Genomic DNA, 23,061 nt, shown 5'->3' with positions numbered 1-23,061 from the left:
CTCTCTCCTGAGCCCAATTAGCTGTTGGCGAACAAAATGTGCGGGCTTCCGGCAAAATTCTCCGTTCAAATCGATTATTCCATCTTACATTGTCGAAATAAGTAGTTTCGCAAGGTACTACTTCGCTGCATCTACGCCGAAATCTCCAGAAGAACGAAAGGAGAGGACGGCGTTAATAAAATAGAAAACGTTCGTTATAGCGAATATATAAAGTATAATCAAAATAATATCCAAAGAAAAATGATATATTACTACTAATTCCATCATATTTGGTTAAATAATAAGTCTCAGATCTATTTATCTGTTGATTTCTCTCTATATCTCTTTATTTTTAAGATTTTTTATATCTTGGTAGTGTTTTATTAAGAACGATTTCGAAAACAAATAAAAAAAGACAAGACGTATATCTGAAACGGGAGAATTCCCTGTAGTCAGATATCGTCTTGCCTCGTTAAGATTACAATCTTACAGTTCTTTCATAACCTCAGCTACAATTTCATAGGAACGAAGACGAGCTTCATGATCATAAATCCCTGCGGAGATAATCAATTCATCTGCTTGTGTCTCTTTCAGAATGTCTTGAAGTCGTTCTTTAATCGCTGCTTTATCGCCAGAGAAAGAATAACGCTGCTTATCGAGCATGATTGCTTTTTCTTGTACTGTCCATAGCCCATCCATACTTTCAACAGGCGGTTGTAGCTTGCCTGTACGCCCACGGATGATATTGAGGAACTGCTGCTGCTGTGAGGTAGCTAGCTTTCTGGCCTCATCTACGGTATCGGCTGCTGTAACCCCGAGTCCGACCATAACATAAGGTTTATCTAGTACTTCTGATGGACGGAAATTACTGTGATATATGTGCAGCGCCTGAAGTAAATACTCAGGTGCAAAATGGCTGGCAAAGGCAAAAGGCAAACCAAGCTTGGCTGCTAGCTCAGCACTAAAGCCGCTGGAGCCTAAAAGCCAGATAGGAACATTTAAGCCTTCCCCAGGAACCGCGCGCACTCCAGCTGGGCGCGATCCTGCTCCCGCAGGGTCGAAGTAAGCTCTTAGCTCACTTAGCTGCTCAGGGAATTCACTGCCATCGCTTCCGAGGCCGCGACGCAGTGCACGGGAAGCTGGTTGATCAGATCCCGGTGCTCTGCCCAGTCCAAGATCGATCCGTCCCGGATATAGTGATTCGAGTGTCCCGAATTGTTCGGCAATAACAAGTGGTGCGTGGTTGGATAGCATAATGCCACCAGAGCCAACACGTATACTTTGGGTTCCACCAGCAATATGTCCGATCAAAAGTGAGGTAGCAGAGCTGGCAACGCCGATCATATTATGATGTTCAGCGAACCAATACCGATGATAGCCCCACTTCTCAGTGTGCCGCGCTAAATCTAGAGAGTTATGAAAAGAGTCTGCCGCGGTCCCTCCTTCCACAATAGAAGCCAGGTCCAGTACGGAGAATCGAATGTCACGAGGTTGTTTCAATGTTATCCCTCCTATAATAAATGCTCTATGCTCATAGAGCAGTATTTGTAGCTACGAATATCGCTACTCGGCTAGTATACCATGTAATAAAACTATATACACACTTTAAGTAAGCTGTCAGTCTTCCAAGTGAAGAAAGAGGAGGAGAAGATGAATTTTTAAAAATAATGTAAGCGCTTCAAAAATTCTATTGTTATTTCCCATCGGGCTTGCTATAATCACTTCGAAAAGTTCCCTAAAAAAGGAAGTTATCATTATGAAGCCAACCATAAGAGATGTTGCCAGAATGGCCGAGGTGTCGATTAGCACAGTATCACGTGTTATGAATGCACCGAATTCGGTAGTGGAGAGCAAACGGAATCGAGTGATGGAGGCTGTAGAACGATTGCGGTATCAACCTAATTCATTTGCACGTGGTCTGATTTACAAGAAGTCCTTTACACTGGGTCTGCTTATTCCGGATATTGAGAACCTGTATTTCGCAGGGGTGATTCGGGGGATGCAGGATGCTTGCATCAAGCTTGGGTACAGTTTAATGATCTGCAATACGGACCGCGACAAAGAACGACTACTGTCCTATATTGATAACTTCCATGAGAAACAGGTGGATGGCATTGTATTCGCCAGTGATTTTCTTTACCCTGAATATCATGACAAATTGGAAGGTTGTAGAATTCCATTTGTACTAGTGTCCTCGCATTCCGATCAATTCGACATTCCAAGTGTGGAGGTGGATGATGAAGCGGCTGCCTATGATGCGGTAAAGTTCCTAATTGATTTAGGTCATAAAGACATTGGTATGATTGGTTTTAACCATGATAATTCCGTATCAGGACCACCACGTTATGAGGGATTTGTAAGAGCACTAACAGAGTCGGGGTTACAGCAGAATATTGAGAAGAGCAAATATGCTAGTCATCGGTTTGAACATGCTTATCAAGCTGCACATGAACTATTTACCGATTACCCTGAGCTAACTGCTGTTTTCTGTGTTGCTGATGAATTCGCGATGGGGACGATTTCTTATCTGAAGGATCGTAATATTCTTGTTCCGGGTCAGGTATCCGTGGTTGGGTTTGATAATCTAAGGATGTCGAGTATGTTCATCCCGAAGCTAACTACGATTGCACAGCCAATTTACGAGTTAGGGTATCGTGCAGCCGAGAAGCTGCATGAATTGCTTACAACAGGAGAAGTGCAGGTATTGAATGAGAAGATGGAGCATAAGCTGATTGTGCGGGAATCTACACGGGAGAAGTAAGGGTAGTTCACTTTTGTACCACCTTCTGAAAAGCTTTTCAGAATCGTACACGCTTCTTAATTAACATTTGAATATTTGCTTGGACAATAATAATAATTTTTACCAAAACATTTTAAATATGGATTGGAAACGCTTACTTTATGTGATACTATAACAAATGTAAGCGCTGCAATTAAGTGGAACTTGTGATTCGATTCTTTTTTAGGATAGATCCTTTGATCTTGAAAAGCTTTGCAAGGAGGTGGTCTGCTACAAGCTGCTTATACATGCCAGGGTACCGGATGATTGAGTCAGAAGCAATCTCTAAAACCATTAAAGGGGATGTACAAAAGATGAAGAAAACCTCAGGACGTAAAAAGTCATTGGCTTTAGTACTGTGTTTATCCTTCACTATGATGCTGAGTGCATGTGGCGGAGGTAATAGCAACAATGCAGCAACTACAGATCCACCTGCAGCAACTGCCAGCCCAACAGCAGATAACACCGCGGAAGCTACAGCTGCTCCTAGTACCGAGCCTGCGGGGTCTCCGCTAGAGCTAGCTATGAAAGGGGACTATAAAGGAACTAAAGTAACGATGTTCGGCCCCTTTGTAGATGCGGACCAAGTGAAATTTGAGAATAGTATTAAAGAGTTTGAAGAGAAGACAGGAATTGATATTCAATACGAGGGCTCAAAAGAGTTCGAAGCTACGATAAACATTCGAGTAGATGGGGGAAATGCTCCGGATATCGCTGACTTCCCGCAGCCGGGACTGCTAGCCTCCATTGCTAAGACTGGCAAGGTTATCGATTTAACTAATGTGCTGGATCAAGCTAAATTGACGGCTAATTACAACAAGAGCTGGCTCGATATGTCTAACATGGATGGGAAAGACGGCAAGATCATGGCGGGGATCTGGAACCGCAGTAACGTAAAGAGCTTGGTCTGGTATCCAAAGAAGCAATTTGATGAAGCAGGCTACAAGGTTCCTGAGACATGGGATGAGATGATGGCTCTGACAGAACAAATTGCTAAAGACGGTGATCCTGCTTGGGCTATTGGAATCGAGAGTGGTGCTGCAACAGGCTGGCCAGCAACAGACTGGGTAGAAAATATAATGCTGCGCACAACTACACCTGAGAACTACGATAAATGGGTAAAGGGTGAGCTGCCATTTACCTCTCCAGAAGTGAAGAATGCAGTAGAAGTTATGTCCAAAATCTGGCTCAACAAGGATTATGTTTACGGTGGTGCTAAATCCATTGTGACGACATCGTTCGGGGATGCTCCAGCGCCAATGTTCAATAATCCTCCTAAAGCATGGTTTAATATGCTCGGCAACTTTATTACAAGCTTCTTCCCTGAAACGGCAAAGGTTGACGTAGATTATGATTGGTTCTACCTGCCGCCTATTGATCCTCAATATGGCAAACCAGTGCTAGTTGCTGGCGATATCTACGCTATGTTTAACGATCGTCCTGAAGTTCGTGCAGTTATGGAATTCTTCACGACTGGTGAGTCCATTAAGAGCTGGGTACAGTCTGGCGGCGTAATTGCTCCAATGAATGATGCCTCCCTTGACTGGTACACTTCTGAATCCGACCGCCGTATGGCGAAGTTGGTTCAAGATGCTTCCACACTCCGCTTTGATGGCTCAGACCTGATGCCGGGCAAAGTGGGTGCAGGGACCTTCTGGAAGGGTATGACCGACTACGTGAGTGGTACAGCGACGCTGGATCAGGCGTTAGAGCAAATCCAGTCTGGCTGGAACAACTAACCTAATATTCAAAAGCACACAGTTAAAAGAGGGGCAGCGAGATTTGAAGGTTCTCTGCCCCTCTTTTTGTTTTCCAAAGCGCGAGTATAGGAGGAGCTGGAGCTAATATGGGTGCACAATCACAGCCACAACCACAACCACAAATGCAGGCACAACCACAGGCAAGGCAATCCGTTAGCCTGAAGGCGGTATTGCTGTCCTTAGTAGTGTTGTTAGCCAATGTTGTTGTTAACGGCGCAATCTTTCTGTTCTTCCGGGATTCCACATTAAATCCGCTGCTAACAGCGGTACTGGCTGTTCTCTGGGGGGTTCTAGGAGTTTATCTGATTTACTATACGCTTACATGGGCGGTTGAACAGTACCCGGATCATATCCGGCGCAAGGTGCTGCCATATATCTTTATTGGTCCGGCAGTGATACTTTTGGGCTGGTTACTTGTCCTGCCTGCGCTACGAACACTGTATTTGAGCTTTTTTAATGCTTCTTCAGAGAAATTTGTAGGTCTGAGCAATTATGCGGCTATCTTTAGCGATCATCTGATGGCAACGGCATTGCGTAACAATTTACTTTGGGTATTTGTGGGTACGCTGGCTTGTGTGGCATTCGGGCTCTTAATCGCAATTCTTGCCGATCGCAGCAGCTATGAGAAAATCGCCAAATCGATCATTTTTATGCCGATGGCCATTTCCTTTGTCGCAGCAGGGGTCATTTGGAAATTTGTATATTACTATCAACCCGGTGATGAACAAATTGGACTATTGAACGCCATCGTTACTTATTTTGGGGGAGAACCACAGGCATGGACGAGTATGCTTCAGCCGTGGAATAACTTTTTCCTCATCATCATTCTGATTTGGATGCAGACCGGATTTGCGATGGTGATATTCTCGGCAGCCATCAAGGGAGTTCCTGACGACATTTTGGAAGCCGCACGGGTGGATGGTGCTAATGAGGTGAAAATATTTTTTGGAATCATGATCCCTTACATTTCAGCAACCATTCTGACTGTGACAACGACCATTATCGTCTTTACGCTGAAAATATTTGACGTCGTCATGGTCATGACAGGAGGTCAATACGATACAGAGGTAGTGGCCACACAGTTTTACCGGCAGTTCTTTATGTACCGAAATTTCGGTTACGGCTCTACATTAGCCATTGTTCTGCTGATTGCAGTATTGCCTGTGATCATAATCAATCTACGTCAGTTCCGTAAGCAAGGGGGATTCTAATGGCCGGGAAAAAGAAGAGAAAAGGCAGCAAGACGATTGTTAATATCGTGCTGGGTGTGATTTGTTTCATTTGGCTGCTTCCGACCCTTGGACTGTTCATGTCCTCCTTTCGTCCGGCTGCCGATATTCTGCAGACTGGGTGGTGGAAAGCTTTTCCCCATCAGGAGTGGAAGGCTGGAGAGACCATTCAGCTATCGAAGGACGTGGATCTGCGGGAGCCGATTGAGGTGAACGGTAAAACCTATTCAGATGATCAGCTGAAGGCAGGCGTGAAGGCCGATGGCAGTCGTTTGATGTGGGAGAACCGTAGAGCGCGTACGATAAATCAACAGGAACAAGGCTGGAAAATGACACCGGATCTCACATTGGATAACTACAATAACGTGCTCTCGGGTAAGGAATACAAGCTCAAGCAAGCCGATGGCAGTGAAACGGTGCAAAAAGGTACCGGATTGTCGCAAGCCTTCTGGAATACATTGACGATTGCAGTTCCAGCAACGGTTATTCCGGTGTTGATTGCTTCTTTTGCCGCCTATGCTTTTGCTTGGCTGCGTTTTCCTGGGCGCCGAACACTCTTTGTCATCATTATCGCTATGCTCGTTATTCCAATCCAAGTAGCACTTATTCCAGTGCTTAAAGATTATACGGCTCTTGGATTGAACGGAAGCTACTTGGGCATTTGGCTGGCGCATACGGCCTTTGGATTACCGCTAGTTACGTACTTTATGTATAACTTTATCAGTCAGCTGCCTAAGGATTTGTTCGAGTCGGCTTTTATGGATGGGGCGAGTCATTTCACTATTTTCAGCAGGCTGATTCTACCGTTATCTGTGCCCGCACTGGCTTCTATCGGAATCTTTCAATTCCTATGGGTGTGGAATGATTATTTAGTCTCGCTGATCTTTATCGGCAATCAACCGTCTGTGCAGGTCATGTCGATGAAAATTGCCGATTTAGTAGGCTCACGAGGCAACGATTGGCATTTACTCACCTCGGCTGCCTTTATCTCCATGCTGATGCCGCTCGCTATTTTTTTCCTGCTACAAAAGTATTTCGTCAGAGGGCTTATGGGTGGGTCGATAAAAGGCTGATGTTAGCATTGTAGGAACAAGTATAGCTAATTGAACAAAACTGTGTCAGGGGGAGCTTAGAGAGATGAAGATGAAACCATACGTACATCCGGCTGCAGTATATCCTTACCGGGAGTGGAGTCTAGATGAGGAAAATTATGATGAAGAGAACAATCAAAGAAGCGAGAGTGTATTTGCGCTTGGTAATGGATATATTGGCATGCGCGGTAATTTCGAGGAAGGTTACCATGGCCACTCCGGCTCATCTGTAACAGGGAACTATTTGAATGGATTCTTTGATTCCGAGCCTATTGTGTACCCAGAGGGAGCTTATGGGTATCCTTCCCGCAATCAAGCAATGCTGAACGTAACAGATGCCAAGATTATTGAGCTGAGCATTGAGGGTCATACCTTTCAGCTAAATAGTGGAAAAGTGCATCGTTATGAACGGAAGCTGGATATGCGAAATGGAATCTTGCATCGGCAGGTAGAATGGGAATCTCCTGCCGGACACAGGGTACAGGTGAGCATTCGGCGGATGGTGGCCTTGCAGCATAAACATTTAGCGGCCATAGATTACGAGGTCAAGGCATTGAATTTTGAGGGGCACCTAACATTCACTTCATCGATTGATGGTGAGATTCAAAGGCCGGGGGTGACGGATGACCCCCGGCTTGGTTCGGGGAGTAAGGAACCCAGTTTGCTGCTCGTGGATACCGGTCATGAACTGGAGCAGTCCTTTTTGTGGATGAAGCAGCGGACACGGCATACCCAGTTTGCTCTTTTAACAGGGATAAGCCACAGTCTGGACAGTAGCTCTGGATATGAAAGACTCGTGCAGCTAGAGGGCCAGCGATTATCTATGCAATGGGTTGTTCCAGTGGCTATGGGGGAAAGGATCTCCCTGACCAAATACATTTCGTATCACACCTCTAAGGATTACATAGAAGACGAGCTGTTAAGTAAGTGCTTGGAAGTGCTGCATTTAGCGGAGAATAGTGGATTTGAAGCTCTTGTTTATGAACAACGGGCTTATTTGGATCATTTCTGGGCACATACCGATGTGGAGATTCAGGGCGATCCTGCGCTTCAACAGGGTATTCGCTTTAATGCTTTTCAATTGCTGCAATCCGTAGGACGTGACGGGGTTACGAACATCGGAGCCAAAGGCCTGACGGGTGAAGGATACGAAGGTCACTATTTCTGGGATACCGAGATGTACATGATACCCTTCTTTACGTTTACACAGCCGGAAATTAGCCGGAAGCTGCTCGAGTTTCGTTATGCCACGTTAGATAAGGCGAGGGAGCGAGCAGCGGTAATGTCTCAGAAGGGAGCGCTATATCCTTGGCGCACCATAGATGGGGCTGAGAACTCCTCCTATTTTCCGGCAGGAACGGCACAAATGCATATTAACGCGGATATTGCCTATGCCATTAAACAGTATGTGCGGGCTACTGGCGATTATGAGTTTCTGGTCCAGAAGGGAGCGGAAATGCTATTCGAGACCTCGCGCTTTTGGGTAGATCTGGGTCATTTCAATCCGGCTAGGGAGGGAGCGTTCTGTATTGACGCGGTAACGGGTCCCGATGAGTATACAGCTATCGTTAACAATAACGCGTACACCAATCTTATGGTACGAGATCAACTCTTTTATGCACATGAGATAGCCATACTGTTCGGCAAGCAGTATCCGGAGCATTTTGAACGCCTGAAGCGCAAGATTGGGCTAACTGAAGAAGAACCTAGTGATTGGCTAATGGCCGCGGAGAAGATGTATATTCCTTTTGATGAGGGGCTTGGCATCTATGCTCAGGATGATACATTTCTGACGAAGCAGAAGTGGGACTTTGAACATACGCCAGCAGATAAATATCCTCTTCTGCTTCATTACCATCCGTTGGTGATTTACCGCCATCAGGTGCTCAAACAGGCGGATCTGGTGATGGCCATGTTTCTGCTGGGCGATCAGTTCAGCTTGGCGGACAAGATCCGCAATTATAATTACTATGAGCCGCTGACGACACATGATTCTTCTTTGTCACCGTGCATTCACAGTATTATTTCTGCTGAAATTGGTGATTTAACGGGGGCGTACGCCTATTTTGACCGCACGGTACGGATGGATTTAGATGATATTAACCGCAACGTGAAGGATGGGCTGCACACTGCAGCTATGGCAGGCTCCTGGCTGTCAATTGTAAATGGGTTTGGTGGGATGCGCTTATGTGGCGGTATGCTATCCTTCAATCCTGCCTTGCCAGCCCAATGGGACAGCTATCGGTTTAAAATAACAAGCGGTGGGCAGCTATTGGATATATATGTTGATAATAAAGTAGTCATTTATACACTACTGGTGGGTGAAGAAATTGAGATTCTACATAAGGGAAGCCTTGTACAGCTTACTGCAAAGAAGTCGTTGTCCCTTTCAAATGTGAAGCAGCTTGAGGCGGTCGTTTTCGAGCTGGATGGAATTATTACTGATTCTGGTGAGCATCATTATCTGGCCTGGAAAGCTTTAGCTGATGAGCTTGCGATTTGTTTTGATAGAGAGAAGCATAAACGTCTGAAGGGCCATAGTCGAATGGAATGTTTAGAGATCCTACTCGAGGGAAGTGGCCTGAATTTACCCCAACCGGTAAAAGGAATGCTCTGCAACAAAAAGAATGAAAAGTATAAAGAATTGATTCAACAAATGACACCGGATGATTTGCACCCGGGTATCCATAGACTGCTGACCGCTTTGAAAAAAAAGCGAATCCCTGTCGGGCTGGCTTCAGTCAATGAGAATGCGATGTTGATTCTTGAACGCCTGAAGATTGGGCGCTTGTTTCAGGCGATTGTTGATCCCAAAAGCATCCGTATGGGCAAGCCAGATCCGGAAATTTATTTACAGGTCACCGAGATGCTGGGGATATCACCTGACTGCTGCGTAGGTATCGAAGATACCGAGGTGGGAATAGCTGCCATCAAAGCCGCTGGGATGAGGTCGGTTGGAGCGGGAAGTCCATCCTTGAAAGAGAGTGCTGAGCTATGGGTTCCTTCTACCGCAGAGTTACATATAGAGAAATTGGAACAGCTATTTGAGTAGTAAAAAGTTGTTTTCCTGATAAGCCTAATAAACAGCAAGCCTCCCGGTCATGGGGGACTTGCTGTTTTGTCTATTTCAATACTTTACGCACCAGCTTAATCTTATTCCCATAGGGTGGGTACACAATTCCGAGGTCGATTCTTGTGCCTCTCTTGACGATGCTTTTGCGATGGGAAAAGACTTCAAAGCTGTGCTTCCCATGATAACCGCCAATTCCAGAGTTGCCTACCCCACCAAACGGCAAGCTAGCATTCGCCACATGTGAGATCGTATCATTGATGCAGCCACCTCCGAATGAGACTCGGGAAAGCACCTCTTGTTCAACATGTTTATCCTCTGTGAACAAATAAAGCGCAAGTGGTTTTGGATGCTCGTTAATACTCCGGATCGCATCATCCAATTGATGATATTCCAATATGGGTAGGATCGGACCGAAGATCTCATCTTCCATAGAAGCGTCAGTCCAAGCCGCAGGATAGATTAGTGTAGGTTCAATATAACGTTCTTCTGAAATCACGGTTCCACCCATAGCCACCTTTTCCCGATCCCGTTCAATGAGGTTGGCAAGTCTTTGCAGCTGGCGCTCATTCACGATCCGGCCATAATCTGCGTTCGGCTGCGCATCTTGACCGTAGGATTGAGTGATCTGATGTTTGATTTTGGCAATTAATTCATTAGCAATATCCTTTTGCACAAGTAAATAATCTGGCGCGATACAGGTTTGACCCGCATTTAATAATTTGCCCCATACGATTCGTTTCGCTGCAATCTCTAGATTGGCTGATTTATCGACAATGACCGGACTTTTCCCGCCAAGCTCCAGGGTAACAGGCACTAGATTCTTCGCAGCGGCTTCCATCACAATTTTGCCGACCGGAACACTGCCCGTAAAGAAGATATAATCAAACTTGGCATGGATCAGCAGATTGGTGGTCTCTTTCTCCCCTTGAACTACGCGAATATACTCGGGTTCGAAGGTCTCCTGAATGAGCTGCTCTATAACAGCCGTGATGGATGGTGTGCTCTCCGATGGCTTGAGGAGAGCGCAGTTTCCAGCGGCAATGGCGCCTATAAGCGGTTCGATCAGCAACTGAAAAGGATAATTAAAAGGACCTATAATGAGCACGGTACCGTAAGGCTCACTTAAGATATAACTCTTTGCAGGAAATAAATGCAGTGGTGATCTAACCTTTACGGGCTTCGCCCAACGTTTGAGATGCTTCATCATGTAACCGAGGCTGTCCAAGGTGAAGCCGATTTCTGTGGCATAAGCCTCGAACTCACTTTTTCCTAAATCCTGTTGTAAGGCAGTAATAATACGACTCTCGTATCGTTTAATACTGTCTTTAAGTTTCTGTAGCTGACTAAGTCTAAAAGCAATCTCTTTAGTTACGCCACGATTAAAAAAATCCTTATGTTCATCAAGCATGACTTGAATGCCAGCCGTTGTATGTGGTGTCATAATACTTCCCTCCTCATTGTAATTGGACAGATTATGGGAGCCGATAAAAGGCGAAAGGCTCGCCAAAGCGGAAGGAATCACTGGCCGTATCCAGCTTGCTCAGAGTTTCCTCATTAAGCTGAATGGATATACTGTGCAAATTCTGTTCCAGCTGATCCACGCGTGTCGCCCCAACAATAACCGTCGAAACGGCAGGAAGATTCATGAGCCAAGCTAAGGAAAGTGCGGTAGAAGAGGTTCCTAGTTCTTCAGCGATCTGATTCACCTTGTTCCCCAGTTCGATCCGGTCATGATCCAGGAATCTTTTAAAATTAGGATCGGTCTCTGCTCTGGATCCTGAAGGTGCGGATCCGCTTGAATTATATTTACCTGTGAGAATTCCGCCCGCTAGTGGAAAATAAGGAATGATCCCTACACCTTGATCAAGGCAAAGGGAGAGAAGCTCATTCTCCGGGGTCCGGTCTGCTAACGAATAGCTACACTGAATTGAAATATATTTGGCGAAGCCCCGTGCCTCACTGATTCCAATCGCCTTCATTAATTGCCATGCTGTATAGTTGGAAGCCCCGATATAGCGCACTTTTCCCGAAGATACCATATCGTCCAAGGTCCGTAACGTCTCTTCAAGTGGCGTATTGGGATCAAAGGTGTGAATCTGGTATAGATCGACATAGTCTGTTTTTAGGCGGCGAAGACTATCTTCTAATTCCTGCATCAAATGGCGCCTCGAGGAGCCACTTCCGTTAGGTCCATCATTCTTAACTAAACCTGCTTTAGTGGCGAGAACAGCCTCAGGTCTTCTCCCCTCCAAGGCTAAACCGATAATACGCTCAGATTCGGAGCCAGCGTAAATATTAGCAGTATCTATAAAATTAATTCCATGATCCAGCGCAGCATGTACAATCTGAATAGAGGTTTCTTGATCTGCCCTTTTGCCAAAAGCGTTCGTTCCCAGTCCCAAAGCGGATACTTGTAATCCGCTATTTCCAAGTCTTTTAAAGTTCATCCTCAGCACTCCTCATCATCCATTTTTTTAGGCTTAGTAAAAAGCTCTAGAGCTGTCTCCATGAACATCTTTACAGCAATGGAGGTATCGGTAAGCGAACTAACCGCGATATGTATATCTCTGTAGGCGTCGGGCTGCAGTTCGCGGGTCACTACATTTGGCGGTAAAGATAACAAAGATAACTCAGACATCACACCCACAGCCAGCCCCTCCTGAACCATATTAAGCGCTGTTGCATAGTTATTAACCACATATTTTACATTCAGATGGCTGTTGCTTCTGCGGAATAAATCGACCACCGGCGGTTCATAGCCTGCTTTACAGATCAACATAGGCTCACCCGCTAATTCTCTCACACCTATGACTGACCGCTTATGCAGGGGATGGTCATCTCTGATTACGGCGTACAACTTTTCCCTATATAATGGGATGGTTTCGAACGTCTCGCAAGGAGCGAGCAATAAGCCAACATCAATTTCTTTGGATTCCAGCCATTCTCTAACTTCGGCGATAGAACCCTCCTGCAGGCTAATCGTAATATTCGGATATCTTTCAGTGATAGAGCTAATAATCTTCGGTAAAAAATAGGCAGAAGCCACAGGAAAAGCCCCAATTCGAATGCTTCCCTTCTCAAGTCCCCGTTCCGCAGAAATCTCCTGATTGACCTTATCAAAGCCCATTAGAATTTCACGAAAAATAACAAGGATACGCTTGCCGATGTCAGTAAGCATTAGGCCATTCCGTCGATCTCGAAGTAATAGCTTTACATCCAGTTCGGCTTCTAGAGAGGAAATTGCTCGACTGACAGCAGGTTGGGTCATATTCAGTTCTACACCAGCCTTGGTAAAACTACCGCTCTCCGCGATTTTGACGAACAAACGAATTTGAGTATTGTTCATAACAAATATGATATGCCCCTTATGAGTATTATTCATTTCATTTATATTCTTAATTATTGTATCATTTGTGATGAATCTACACCAAGGAGTGAATACATGAATCAGCAGAAGAAAAGCATCATCCTTCTTATATTTTTGGTGATTGTATGGGGCATTAATTGGCCTATATCCAAAATCGCTTTAGACTACGCTCCGCCCTTATTATTTGCAGGCATCCGAACCGTCATCGGCGGATTCATTCTGATTCTAATTGCACTTCCTAAGGTGAAGAAGCTCCGCTTCAAGCAGCTCTGGCCGATCTATCTGACCTCGGCTATATTAAGTATCGTGTTTTATTATGGGTTTCAGACGATTGGCTTGCAGTATGTACCCGCAGGACTGTTCTCATCCATTGTATTTCTGCAGCCAGTATTGCTAGGTATTTTTTCATGGCTGTGGTTAGGGGAGAGCATGTACGGGCTCAAAATGGCTGGCCTCTTGCTAGGGTTCATCGGAGTAGGCTCCCTCAGTATTGGAGGGCTTAACGGAAGCATCTCTATATGGGGAATTGTGCTTGCTTTAGCCAGTGCTTTGAGCTGGGCATTAGGAACGGTATATATGAAACGAAATGCTGTGCGCGTGGATATGCTATGGATGACCGCTATGCAAATAACGATAGGTGGTATCATTTTACTACTTTCGGGATCTGCGACAGAGAAGTGGTCGGATATCATCTGGAGTGGAACGTTTATAGTCGATACACTGTTTATTGCAGTCTTTGTGATCGCTTTAGGCTGGCTCATTTATTTCAAGCTGATTAACGAGGGCGAGGCAGGGAAGGTCGGATCATTCACTTTTTTGATTCCACTGATCTCGATAGGTACTAGCGTAGTTTTTTTAAATGAGCAGATTACTTTGAATCTTGTGATTGGTCTACTGCTTATTGTTTGTAGCATTATTCTGGTGAATGTGAGAATAGGGCGTGCTGCGAAGCAGTCGGTTTAGTTCAAATATAAGAAAGTTTAAGTAGTAATCTGGGTTGTAAGAGGGCATATTGATGAATAGGCAAGCATAAACGCCTTCGGCATCCTTATATTTGAACAAAAGGGACACTCCCGAAGCTTATAGCTTCTGAGAGAGTCCCTTTTTAATAAAACGTAAAGCGCGTGCGACTTCAGCTGTTGAGGGCCGAGTGGCGACGATGTAAGTAGCAGATTTAGCGCGTTCTACTTCCTCCAGCACCCGGTTTAAGTGACTGAAGACCGCACCAAGATCACGAATGCTTGGAAGCGAACAATTTCCTTGTAGTTCAGAGAAACTAGTCAGTTGCAGGTCTCGAGCGCGTTGTATGCAATCGGCAAGAGAATGCTGGCACTCGGCGTCTGATAAAGTTCTAGTTCCATAAAGCGCAATACAATCTGCAGTTGCCTCTAACACTTCCTTCATCCAGTCAGAAGAGGCATGATGCGCGGGTAGAAGGCGAATTTCGTCTGCAATTTCTTGGACGTAAGAATGAATGCTCTTCAAATGTGAAGTAGCTTGTATGAGTCCCTTCAGTTCACCACGGCACTGATAATGTGTGAGGGTATAGAACATTTCTTTCTGTTCCCGGCTGCTATTCGACAGGAGTTTACCTGCTTCCTCCAGCAAATTGTCTTTCGGAGAATCACGTCTTACGCCTACGAGATCCTTTAATGCATCCGCAAGTAGAAGACTTCCTTCGAATGCCAATGCTTTTACCTTGACGAACCTGTTCGGCGGCACGATAATCATATTGATGGCCAGGGCGATCAGCACACCAATGAATGTTTCCCCTATTCTCCAAAGCACGTAGTCATTCTGGTAAAAAGTAAGAGCTAGGACGGAAGTGACACCCACCTGTGAGACAGCCTGAATGTTCATCTTACAGGCAGTGGCGATACCAATTCCGATAAGTAGAATGAGCAGGATAGAAAGTCCACCTACATCAAAAAACTGGCCAACAACTAGGCTAACGATACCGCCAAGAATAATGCCGATCAGGCGGTAGATTCCTTTTTCGAGCGATGCTTTAACGCTGGCTTGGGTGATGAGGATGGCCGCAAGTGGTGCAAAATATAAATATTGGCTACCATATATGCTGTGTACCGCGACCCATGAAAGTGAAGCAGCCAGCGTAATTCGTATCATATAAAGTGAGAAACCATATTTTTCAAGGCGGTCTTGTAACCCCTCGTTCATTATCATTCATCTTCTTTCGGAAAAAAATGAAAAAACTGTCTGGTCTTTCAGTTCGTTTTCATTATAACACCCTAAAAAAGGCGTGGAGGACTGGATATTTTACAAAGTTGTTAAGTTTACGCATTCCTTATCCATGTAAGCTATCGCATATAATGGTACAATCTAATATGCTATATCTATTGGAGTGTCGAATGAGAGGAGGAATTGTCGCTTATTAGCGCTGAGCATGCCCATATCGATTGTTCTCCGCGAGATGCGGGTAAAATAGTATTGTGATACTTTAGGCAGGGAGGTTGTTAGCTATAGCTATTCAGGAAGGCACCATTATTTCATTTGAAGAGGTTACCAAGCAATATGACGACGAAGATCCGGTGTTAAAAGGAGTCAGCTTTGAGATAGAGCGCGGCAAATTCTATACACTACTTGGTCCATCAGGCTGTGGTAAAACGACTATTCTACGATTGATCGCTGGGTTCGCAGAGCCAACAAGCGGTTCTATCTATTTAAACGGTAAAGTGATTAACCACATTCCAGCCAATGAGCGGCAGGTCAATACGGTATTTCAGGATTATGCATTGTTTCCACACCTGAACGTATTCGAGAATGTGGCTTTCGGACTGCGCATTAAGAAGCTTAAGAACGACGTCATCACGAAGAAGGTGCAGGAAGCGTTAAGCTTCGTTAACCTTGTGGGCTACGAGCAGCGTGCCATTAACGAAATGTCCGGTGGTCAACGGCAGCGCGTGGCTATTGCTCGTGCGATTGTGAATGAGCCGCAGGTTCTATTGCTGGACGAGCCGCTATCTGCGCTCGATCTGAAGCTGCGTACAGAGATGCAGTACATACTGCGCGAAATGCAGCAGCGACTTGGCATTACCTTCATTTTCGTTACACATGACCAGGAAGAGGCACTCGCGATGTCCGACTGGATTTTTGTCATGAATAAAGGAAAAATAGAACAAAGTGGTACACCTAATGATATTTATGATGAGCCAATTAACCGTTTCGTGGCTGATTTTATTGGCGAGTCCAACATTGTTCCGGGTGTTATGATTGAAGACTATCTGGTGGAGTTTAACGGGAGCCGCTTTGAATGTTTCGATGCCGGTCTTAAACCAAACGAATCTGTGGAGATTGTTATACGTCCTGAGGATTTGGAAATTTCAACGCTGGAACAGGGTAAGCTACGTGTGAGAGTGGATTCCCAGTTGTTCCGGGGCGTCCACTATGAAATCAGCTGTTATGATGAATCCGGACATGAATGGCTTGTGCATTCTACACGTAAGGCGACTGTAGGCAGTGAAATTGGCCTTTATTTTGATCCGGAAGCGATTCATGTTATGCGTTTTGGTGAAACGGAGGAAGAGTTCGACAAACGTCTGGAAGCTTACGGCGAGGTGGAGAGTCATGAAGAATAAGGGCAGATCGTATTATCTCATCCCTTATTACCTGTGGATCGCCTTGTTTGTAATCGCACCGGTGCTGCTTGTCATCTATTATTCTCTATTTGATCTGGATGGGCATCTTACGCTAGATAACTACGTGAACTTCTTTACGCCTGTGTATTTAAAAATGACGCTGACCTCATTCTGGTACGCGTTTCTGATTACAGCATTCTCTTTGCTGGTCGCCTATCCGGCGGCTTATCTGTTGACGAGAACGAAGCATAAGCAGCTATGGTTATTGCTGATTATTTTACCGACATGGATTAATTTGCTGCTGAAAACTTACGCTTTTATAGGCATATTTGGTACGTTCGGACCGATTAACAATTTCTTTGATCTGCTTGGAATCGGAGAACAGCAAATTTTATTTACGGGCTTCAGCTTTGTATTTGTATCTGTGTATATCTTTATCCCATTCATGATCTTGCCGATCTACAGCGCTTTGGAGGATCTCAATTTATCCTTGCTGGATGCGGCACGTGATTTGGGTGCTTCGGGCTGGACAACGTTCCGGCGCGTTATTTTTCCATTGACCATTTCGGGCGTGCGTTCCGGATGTATGGCGGTATTCATACCGGCACTATCCCTGTTTATGATTACTCGTCTGATTGCGGGCAACAGGGTTATTACGCTCGGTACTGCGATTGAGCAGCATTTTCTGGTCACGCAGGACTGGGGGATGGGCTCCACGGTTGCAGTATTTCTGATTGCTATTATGGCGCTGTTCATGATTATTACCGGCGGATCGCGGAGAGGGGTGCGGAATGAGAAATAAAAACGGGTTCTCCAATCTGTACCTAGTGCTAGTGTTCGCTGTTCTGTATGCGCCAATCTTTTATTTGATGTACTATTCGTTCAACAGTGGGGGGACGATGCACAAGTTCGAGGGCTTTACGCTGGATTACTACCGTGAGGTCCTTCAGGATACACGTCTGATTATTATCATGATCAACACGCTTGTAATCGCCCTTCTGTCCTCGGCTATCGCCACTCTTATCGCTATTATTGGTGCGCTGGCCATTAAAGGTGTACAGAACCGCCGTGCTAAAAACACCTTGCTATCGCTGAACAATGTATTGATCGTCAGTCCGGATGTCATTATCGGTGCATCGTTTCTGATCCTGTTCACCATTGCTGGCATCAAGCTTGGCTTCGTTTCCGTCCTGCTCTCGCATGTCGCGTTCAGTGTACCGATTGCCGTGTTGATGATTCTGCCGCATTTACAGGATATGAGTCCTTCACTGACAGATGCAGCACGTGACCTTGGGGCAAGCCGCAAGGATGTTCTGACTAAGGTTATTCTGCCGATTATCAAACCGGGGATCTTTAGTGGATTCTTCATGGCACTTACGTATTCACTGGATGACTTTGCAGTTACGTTCTTCGTAACAGGGAACGGTTATTCAACGCTATCGGTTGAGATCTATTCCAGAGCTCGGCAAGGGGTGTCACTATCCATTAATGCACTATCGACACTGATCTTCCTGTTCACGATACTGCTTGTTGTCGGTTATTACTTCTTGACCCTTAAGAAGAACCGTCAGAATACCTCGGAAGCTGTGGCGGAGCCGGTAGCGGAAGCGGGGGTGCCTAGATGAAACAGCTGGTAAATGCTTTTCTGGCGATCATTATTGCGGCATTTGCGCTAATGTACTTGGGCTCCTGGATGAACTCGAGAGAAGGCTACTCCGGAGGAAATACGCTGACTATCTATAACTGGGGCGACTATGTCGATCCTGATCTGTTGAAGGAATTTGAAAAAGAGACTGGATTAACGGTCATTTACCAAACCTTTGACTCTAATGAAGCCATGCTAACTAAAGTGGAGCAGGGTGGAACTACCTTTGATGTCGTAATTCCTTCCGATTACGCCATTGCCAAGATGAAAGAAGAAGATCTGCTCATACCGCTGGATCATAGCAAGGTTCCGAATCTAAAGAATATTGATCCGCGGTTTATGGACCTTTCGTTCGATCCTGGAAACAAGTATTCCGTGCCTTACTTCTGGGGAACGGTCGGGATCATCTTCAATCCGGAAATGACCAAAGGGATGGACTTCACCAGCTGGGATTCCCTCTGGGACAGCAGGCTGAAGAACAACATCTTCTTGGTGGATGGAGCACGTGAAGTGATGGGTATGGCTTTGAACAGCCTACACTATTCCGTAAATGACCGGGACGAAGCTCACCTGCAAGAAGCGCTGACCAAGCTAAATAAGCTGTCTCCTAACGTTAAAGCGATTGTCGGAGATGAGATCAAGATGCTGCTTGCCAATGAAGAGGCTGCGGTCGGGATTGTGTGGTCTGGTGATGCTTCTGAGATCATGGACGAGAATGATAAACTGGATTATGTAGTGCCTGAGGAAGGCTCGAACAAGTGGTTTGATAACATGGTCATTCCACGAACTGCGGATAATGTGGATGGAGCGCATAAGTTCATTAACTTCATGCTTCGCCCAGATGTAGCGGCTAAGAATGCAGAATACGTAGGTTATTCCACACCTAACATTCCTGCGCTGGAGCTACTTCCGAAGGAAACTTCCGAGGATACCCGGTTCTACCCGCCTGCTGAGATTACGGATCGGCTTGAGGTGTATGATAATCTTGGCAAACGGATGCTTGCTCATTACAATGAGCTCTTCCTGAAGTTTAAGATGAATAAGAAGTAAGTCGTTTGGAGGCAACGTCAAACGACTTCAAGAGCGTCTACATGCGGATTACCGTGTTAGACGCTCTTTTTTGAAATATAAGGAAGTATAAGTTTGACGCTATACATGCTCCTTCTATTGTTCTCAGAAACGATCATCGTCCTTGAGAATTTGCCGAAGGCGTTCCTTCTTGGCTGAAAGTATATTGTAGTATAATGGCTAGGATGGATAACAGGAAAAGAGGGTACGAATGCCTACTATACTAGTTGCTGACGACGATGCGAACATTCGCGAACTCGTCTGTTTATTTCTACGTAACGATGGATTTGACACAGCCGAAGCTGCAGACGGCAAAGAAGCGTTAGCCGTTTACGCCTCAAAGCAGGTTGATCTTGTTGTACTCGATATCATGATGCCGATTATGGATGGTTGGACATTATGCAAGGAGCTCCGAAAAGCCAATCCCGATCTTCCCTTGCTTATGCTAACTGCGAGAGGTGAAACCTGGGAGAAGGTAAAGGGCTTCGAACTGGGGACAGATGATTATTTGACGAAGCCATTTGATCCGCTGGAGTTGACGGTTCGTGTTAGGTCCTTATTGAAGCGATACAAGATTGGTTCCACGCAGACGATCCAGTTCGGCAACGTCATCCTTGATCGGCAGACTTATAAGGTGACGAGAGGGACGGAGTCATTCACGTTGCCACTCAAGGAGTTCGAATTGCTATATAAGCTCGCTGGAACACCCGGACAAGTCTATACGCGCGAGCAGCTAATCGATCAGATTTGGGGGATTGATTACGCCGGAGATGATCGAACGATAGACGTACATATTAAACGTCTACGCGAACGGTTTGCGACTACACCTGATTTTCGAATCGAGACGGTGCGGGGGCTTGGCTATCGGCTTGAGGTTTACGAATGATCAAATCCTTGTACACGCGTGTTGTTCTGACCTTTCTGATCTCCGTGATCGGAGGCACATTGATTGCTTTATTTGTAACGACCTGGGTATTTCAAGATAAATTAAACGAAAACCTGCGTATTCCCTTACTTCGCTTTGGTCAGGACATTGCCCGCATATACGAAGCCTTACCGTTACGTGAGGCGGATGCACTCGTAAGTGGAATGAAGCAGCTTGATTCCTATCATATTCGAATTTACGATGAGAACGGCCAGTACCACTCTTACGGAGTGCTTAATGGAGAGAGCCCTGTTACCGTGACTAAGGAGCAATTAAAGAAAGTATTGGAAGGGCAAGCTGTTCAAGTTAAACCGAATATGGCTTCTTCCAACCTCTTAGGGCTGCCTTTGAAAACGGATATGGGAACGAAGGCGATGTTTGTGGAGCCGCTTGTGCCTCCTACTATGTCTTCTACGAGGAATTTGCTATTTACTTTTTTGGCGTATTCGTTAATAACGGGAAGCGTGTTGATACTAGTCGCTTCCATGTTTCTAGTGAGACCGATCAAAAGGCTGACAAAGGCAACTAGGCGAATAGCAACTGGGGACTTCAACGTCGAATTGAATATTAAGCAGACGGGTGAGCTAGGTACCTTGGCTAATAGCTTCGAGGAAATGATGCACGATCTGCAGCAGCTAGAGCAAATGCGCAGGGAGTTCGTAACGAATGTATCGCATGAGGTTCAGTCTCCGCTCACCTCCATATCTGGTTATGCTATTGCGCTCAAGAAAGTTGCCCTCACAGAGGATGAACGGAATCGTTATCTTGATATTATTATTGCTGAAGCGGAGCGGATGTCCAAGATGAGCGATAGTCTGTTAAAGCTGAGTGTGCTTGAATCGCAAGCCCAACAACTGCGACTTATCACGTTCAGTTTGGATGAGCAGATCAGACGAGTAATCGTGGCGATACAGCCTCAATGGTCGGCACGCAACATCAGTTTTGAGCTTGATTTGAAACCAGTAATCGTATGGGCTGACCATGATTTGTTAAGTCAGGTGTGGACGAATCTCCTTGGAAATAGTATCAAATTCTCCAAGGATGACAGTGTGATTAACATCAGCATCAAACAAGATTTGAACAATGTAACCGTCAGAATATCCGACAATGGCATTGGTATTTCTCCCGAGGACCAAGAGCGTATATTTGAACGCTTCTTTAAGGCTGATCGTTCCCACAGTCGCAAGTATGGCGGTAGCGGTATGGGACTAGCTATTGTTAAACAGATCGTATCGCTTCATAAAGGGGATATCCGAGTGGAAAGCGAACCCGGCCAAGGAACGACTATCATCATTACCTTGCCAATTATAGCGTCCACAGCGTAATTAGTGTTCAAGGGTATTCTTGCGAGGGGTTGAACGCGCGCCTCATTGTTCATACTACGGTAGTACAGGTAAGATTTCTTGCTTGCGCTGCCGTAGTATTTTTTTGCCTATTCATATTTAGTTCATATTGTCGTCATGAGGAGTACATCATCGTTGGTTAAGATCTCATTAGCGAAACGTTAAGGCGACTTAATAAATAGATTAGGACAGGAGCAGATGAGGGTGACACAAACAGAGGTAATAAAAACGGGGAATGAAAAGAAAAAACATAAAGTACGTAACCTGTTGCTGAAAATAGTAGGAGCAATAGTGATTTTGATCGTGCTTTTTCTAGCCGTTGTTTATACAGTTAATGTGATTAGTAGCAAATCAGATCAGAAAAAGATACATCAATATGGTCAGTTAGTTCCTGTTGACGGAAAAAGTATGAATGTTTTGATCCAAGGAGAAGGTGAACAGACGATCGTGCTTTTACCGGGCTTTGGAACAGGTGCACCAGCGCTTGATTTTAAACCGTTGATCGATGAATTATCACCCTATTACAAAGTAGTGGCGGTTGAACCGTTTGGGTATGGACTCAGCGATGAAACTAAAAAAGAACGAACCACAGAGAATATCGTAAGTGAAGTTCATGAAGCCGTACAGAATCTTAACATTGACCAATACATTCTAATGGGTCACTCAATTGCAGGTATTTACGGACTAGAATATGCGAAGAAATATCCGAACGAAGTGAGTGCATTTGTGGGGATTGATAGTAGTGTTCCGGAGCAAGGCGGTATGGATGTTAAATTTCCAATAAAAAAATTAAAGCTGCTCAAAGATTCAGGTCTCCTTAGATTGGGACTGCAATTAAGTGGTGACCCTTATGATGGACTGCCATTTGATGATGAGACCAAAAAACAAATGAAATTGATATCGCTCAAAAATATGAATAATTCCACCACCTTAAATGAAATGGAACATATATATCCTAACTTTGTCGCAGCTAGAGGATTAAAATTCGACAAGAATCTTCCCATTATATTCTTTATACAAGCGAATAATACAGGCGTGAAGGATTGGATTCCTCTGCATGAAGAACAAGTTAAAGACTCTGTACATGGAAAAGTAATGACATTCGAGGGTGGACATTATTTACACCATTCCAGATCCAAGGAAATCGCTGAGAACCTAAGGATATTCATGGGAGAAATTAAATAAAAATAAGAAAACGCTCCGAGT

Annotated in this window: 18 protein-coding genes; 13 read left to right on the top strand and 5 right to left on the bottom strand. The window is 45.1% G+C overall.

Features of this window, described 5'->3' with window-relative positions; translation table 11 throughout:
• Positions 1–465: 465 nt before the first annotated feature.
• The gene (locus QNH28_RS28365; protein WP_283909463.1) at positions 466–1,479 is read right to left on the bottom strand and encodes an LLM class flavin-dependent oxidoreductase; all 1,014 of its coding nucleotides are present in this window, start codon (positions 1,477–1,479) and stop codon (positions 466–468) included.
• A gap of 256 nt (positions 1,480–1,735) precedes the next feature.
• Here QNH28_RS28365 and QNH28_RS28360 point away from each other — a divergent pair, with 256 nt between their 5' ends.
• The 5 genes from QNH28_RS28360 to pgmB all read left to right on the top strand — a co-directional run bounded on the left by QNH28_RS28360 (position 1,736) and on the right by pgmB (position 9,890).
• Positions 1,736–2,740 carry a LacI family DNA-binding transcriptional regulator gene (locus tag QNH28_RS28360; protein ID WP_283909462.1) on the top strand — a complete coding sequence of 335 codons (1,005 nt, stop codon included), beginning with the start codon at positions 1,736–1,738 and terminating at the stop codon, positions 2,738–2,740.
• A 332-nt stretch (positions 2,741–3,072) separates the two neighbouring features.
• Positions 3,073–4,497, top strand: coding sequence for an ABC transporter substrate-binding protein (locus QNH28_RS28355; protein WP_283909461.1), 1,425 nt, complete (start codon positions 3,073–3,075; stop codon positions 4,495–4,497).
• 143 nt (positions 4,498–4,640) lie between these two features.
• Positions 4,641–5,729, top strand: coding sequence for a carbohydrate ABC transporter permease (locus tag QNH28_RS28350; protein ID WP_349655078.1), 1,089 nt, complete (start codon positions 4,641–4,643; stop codon positions 5,727–5,729).
• Entirely contained in the window at positions 5,729–6,820 is a 1,092-nt protein-coding gene (locus QNH28_RS28345) for a carbohydrate ABC transporter permease (RefSeq protein ID WP_283909459.1), read from the top strand. Before QNH28_RS28350 ends, QNH28_RS28345 begins: the two co-directional genes overlap by 1 nt.
• 64 nt (positions 6,821–6,884) lie before the next feature.
• Positions 6,885–9,890, top strand: a complete 3,006-nt coding sequence (gene pgmB, locus QNH28_RS28340; RefSeq protein WP_283909458.1) for a beta-phosphoglucomutase — start codon at positions 6,885–6,887, stop codon at positions 9,888–9,890.
• Between the two features lie 70 nt (positions 9,891–9,960).
• Here pgmB and QNH28_RS28335 read toward each other — a convergent pair whose 3' ends face one another.
• From QNH28_RS28335 to QNH28_RS28325, 3 genes are read right to left on the bottom strand one after another with little or no spacing between them, the layout of a single operon-like run.
• The gene (locus tag QNH28_RS28335; RefSeq protein WP_283909457.1) at positions 9,961–11,352 is read right to left on the bottom strand and encodes an aldehyde dehydrogenase; all 1,392 of its coding nucleotides are present in this window, start codon (positions 11,350–11,352) and stop codon (positions 9,961–9,963) included.
• A 31-nt stretch (positions 11,353–11,383) separates the two neighbouring features.
• Positions 11,384–12,358 (bottom strand): aldo/keto reductase, encoded by a 975-nt coding sequence (locus QNH28_RS28330; RefSeq protein WP_283909456.1) that lies wholly within the window; start codon positions 12,356–12,358, stop codon positions 11,384–11,386.
• A 2-nt stretch (positions 12,359–12,360) separates the two neighbouring features.
• Entirely contained in the window at positions 12,361–13,257 is an 897-nt protein-coding gene (locus QNH28_RS28325) for a LysR family transcriptional regulator (RefSeq protein WP_283909455.1), read from the bottom strand.
• 96 nt (positions 13,258–13,353) lie between these two features.
• Between QNH28_RS28325 and QNH28_RS28320 the strand changes: the two genes are divergently transcribed.
• A complete protein-coding gene (locus tag QNH28_RS28320; protein WP_283909454.1) occupies positions 13,354–14,241 on the top strand; it encodes a DMT family transporter in 888 nt (295 codons plus the stop codon).
• Positions 14,242–14,358: 117 nt separating this feature from the next.
• Here QNH28_RS28320 and QNH28_RS28315 read toward each other — a convergent pair whose 3' ends face one another.
• Positions 14,359–15,462 (bottom strand): FUSC family protein, encoded by a 1,104-nt coding sequence (locus QNH28_RS28315; RefSeq protein WP_283909453.1) that lies wholly within the window; start codon positions 15,460–15,462, stop codon positions 14,359–14,361.
• 302 nt (positions 15,463–15,764) lie between these two features.
• On the opposite strand from QNH28_RS28315, the gene QNH28_RS28310 reads away from it, so the two are divergent.
• The 7 genes from QNH28_RS28310 to QNH28_RS28280 all read left to right on the top strand — a co-directional run bounded on the left by QNH28_RS28310 (position 15,765) and on the right by QNH28_RS28280 (position 23,040).
• Positions 15,765–16,874 carry an ABC transporter ATP-binding protein gene (locus QNH28_RS28310; RefSeq protein WP_283912285.1) on the top strand — a complete coding sequence of 370 codons (1,110 nt, stop codon included), beginning with the start codon at positions 15,765–15,767 and terminating at the stop codon, positions 16,872–16,874.
• On the top strand, positions 16,864–17,676 hold the full coding sequence (locus QNH28_RS28305) for an ABC transporter permease (protein ID WP_076120198.1): 813 nt from the start codon (positions 16,864–16,866) through the stop codon (positions 17,674–17,676). Before QNH28_RS28310 ends, QNH28_RS28305 begins: the two co-directional genes overlap by 11 nt.
• A complete protein-coding gene (locus tag QNH28_RS28300) occupies positions 17,666–18,499 on the top strand; it encodes an ABC transporter permease (protein WP_283909452.1) in 834 nt (277 codons plus the stop codon). Before QNH28_RS28305 ends, QNH28_RS28300 begins: the two co-directional genes overlap by 11 nt.
• On the top strand, positions 18,496–19,569 hold the full coding sequence (locus QNH28_RS28295; protein ID WP_283909451.1) for an ABC transporter substrate-binding protein: 1,074 nt from the start codon (positions 18,496–18,498) through the stop codon (positions 19,567–19,569). Before QNH28_RS28300 ends, QNH28_RS28295 begins: the two co-directional genes overlap by 4 nt.
• A 229-nt stretch (positions 19,570–19,798) precedes the next feature.
• Positions 19,799–20,473 carry a response regulator transcription factor gene (locus tag QNH28_RS28290; protein WP_283909450.1) on the top strand — a complete coding sequence of 225 codons (675 nt, stop codon included), beginning with the start codon at positions 19,799–19,801 and terminating at the stop codon, positions 20,471–20,473.
• Complete coding sequence (locus QNH28_RS28285; RefSeq protein WP_283909449.1) at positions 20,470–21,837, top strand: sensor histidine kinase; 1,368 nt, start codon at positions 20,470–20,472, stop codon at positions 21,835–21,837. Before QNH28_RS28290 ends, QNH28_RS28285 begins: the two co-directional genes overlap by 4 nt.
• Positions 21,838–22,059: 222 nt before the next feature.
• The gene (locus QNH28_RS28280; protein ID WP_283909448.1) at positions 22,060–23,040 is read left to right on the top strand and encodes an alpha/beta hydrolase; all 981 of its coding nucleotides are present in this window, start codon (positions 22,060–22,062) and stop codon (positions 23,038–23,040) included.
• Positions 23,041–23,061 lie beyond the last annotated feature (21 nt).

It is taken from the genome of Paenibacillus sp. G2S3, from assembly GCF_030123105.1.
GTDB lineage: Bacteria > Bacillota > Bacilli > Paenibacillales > Paenibacillaceae > Paenibacillus_AQ.
This window is presented reverse-complemented; position numbering and strand designations above follow the sequence as displayed.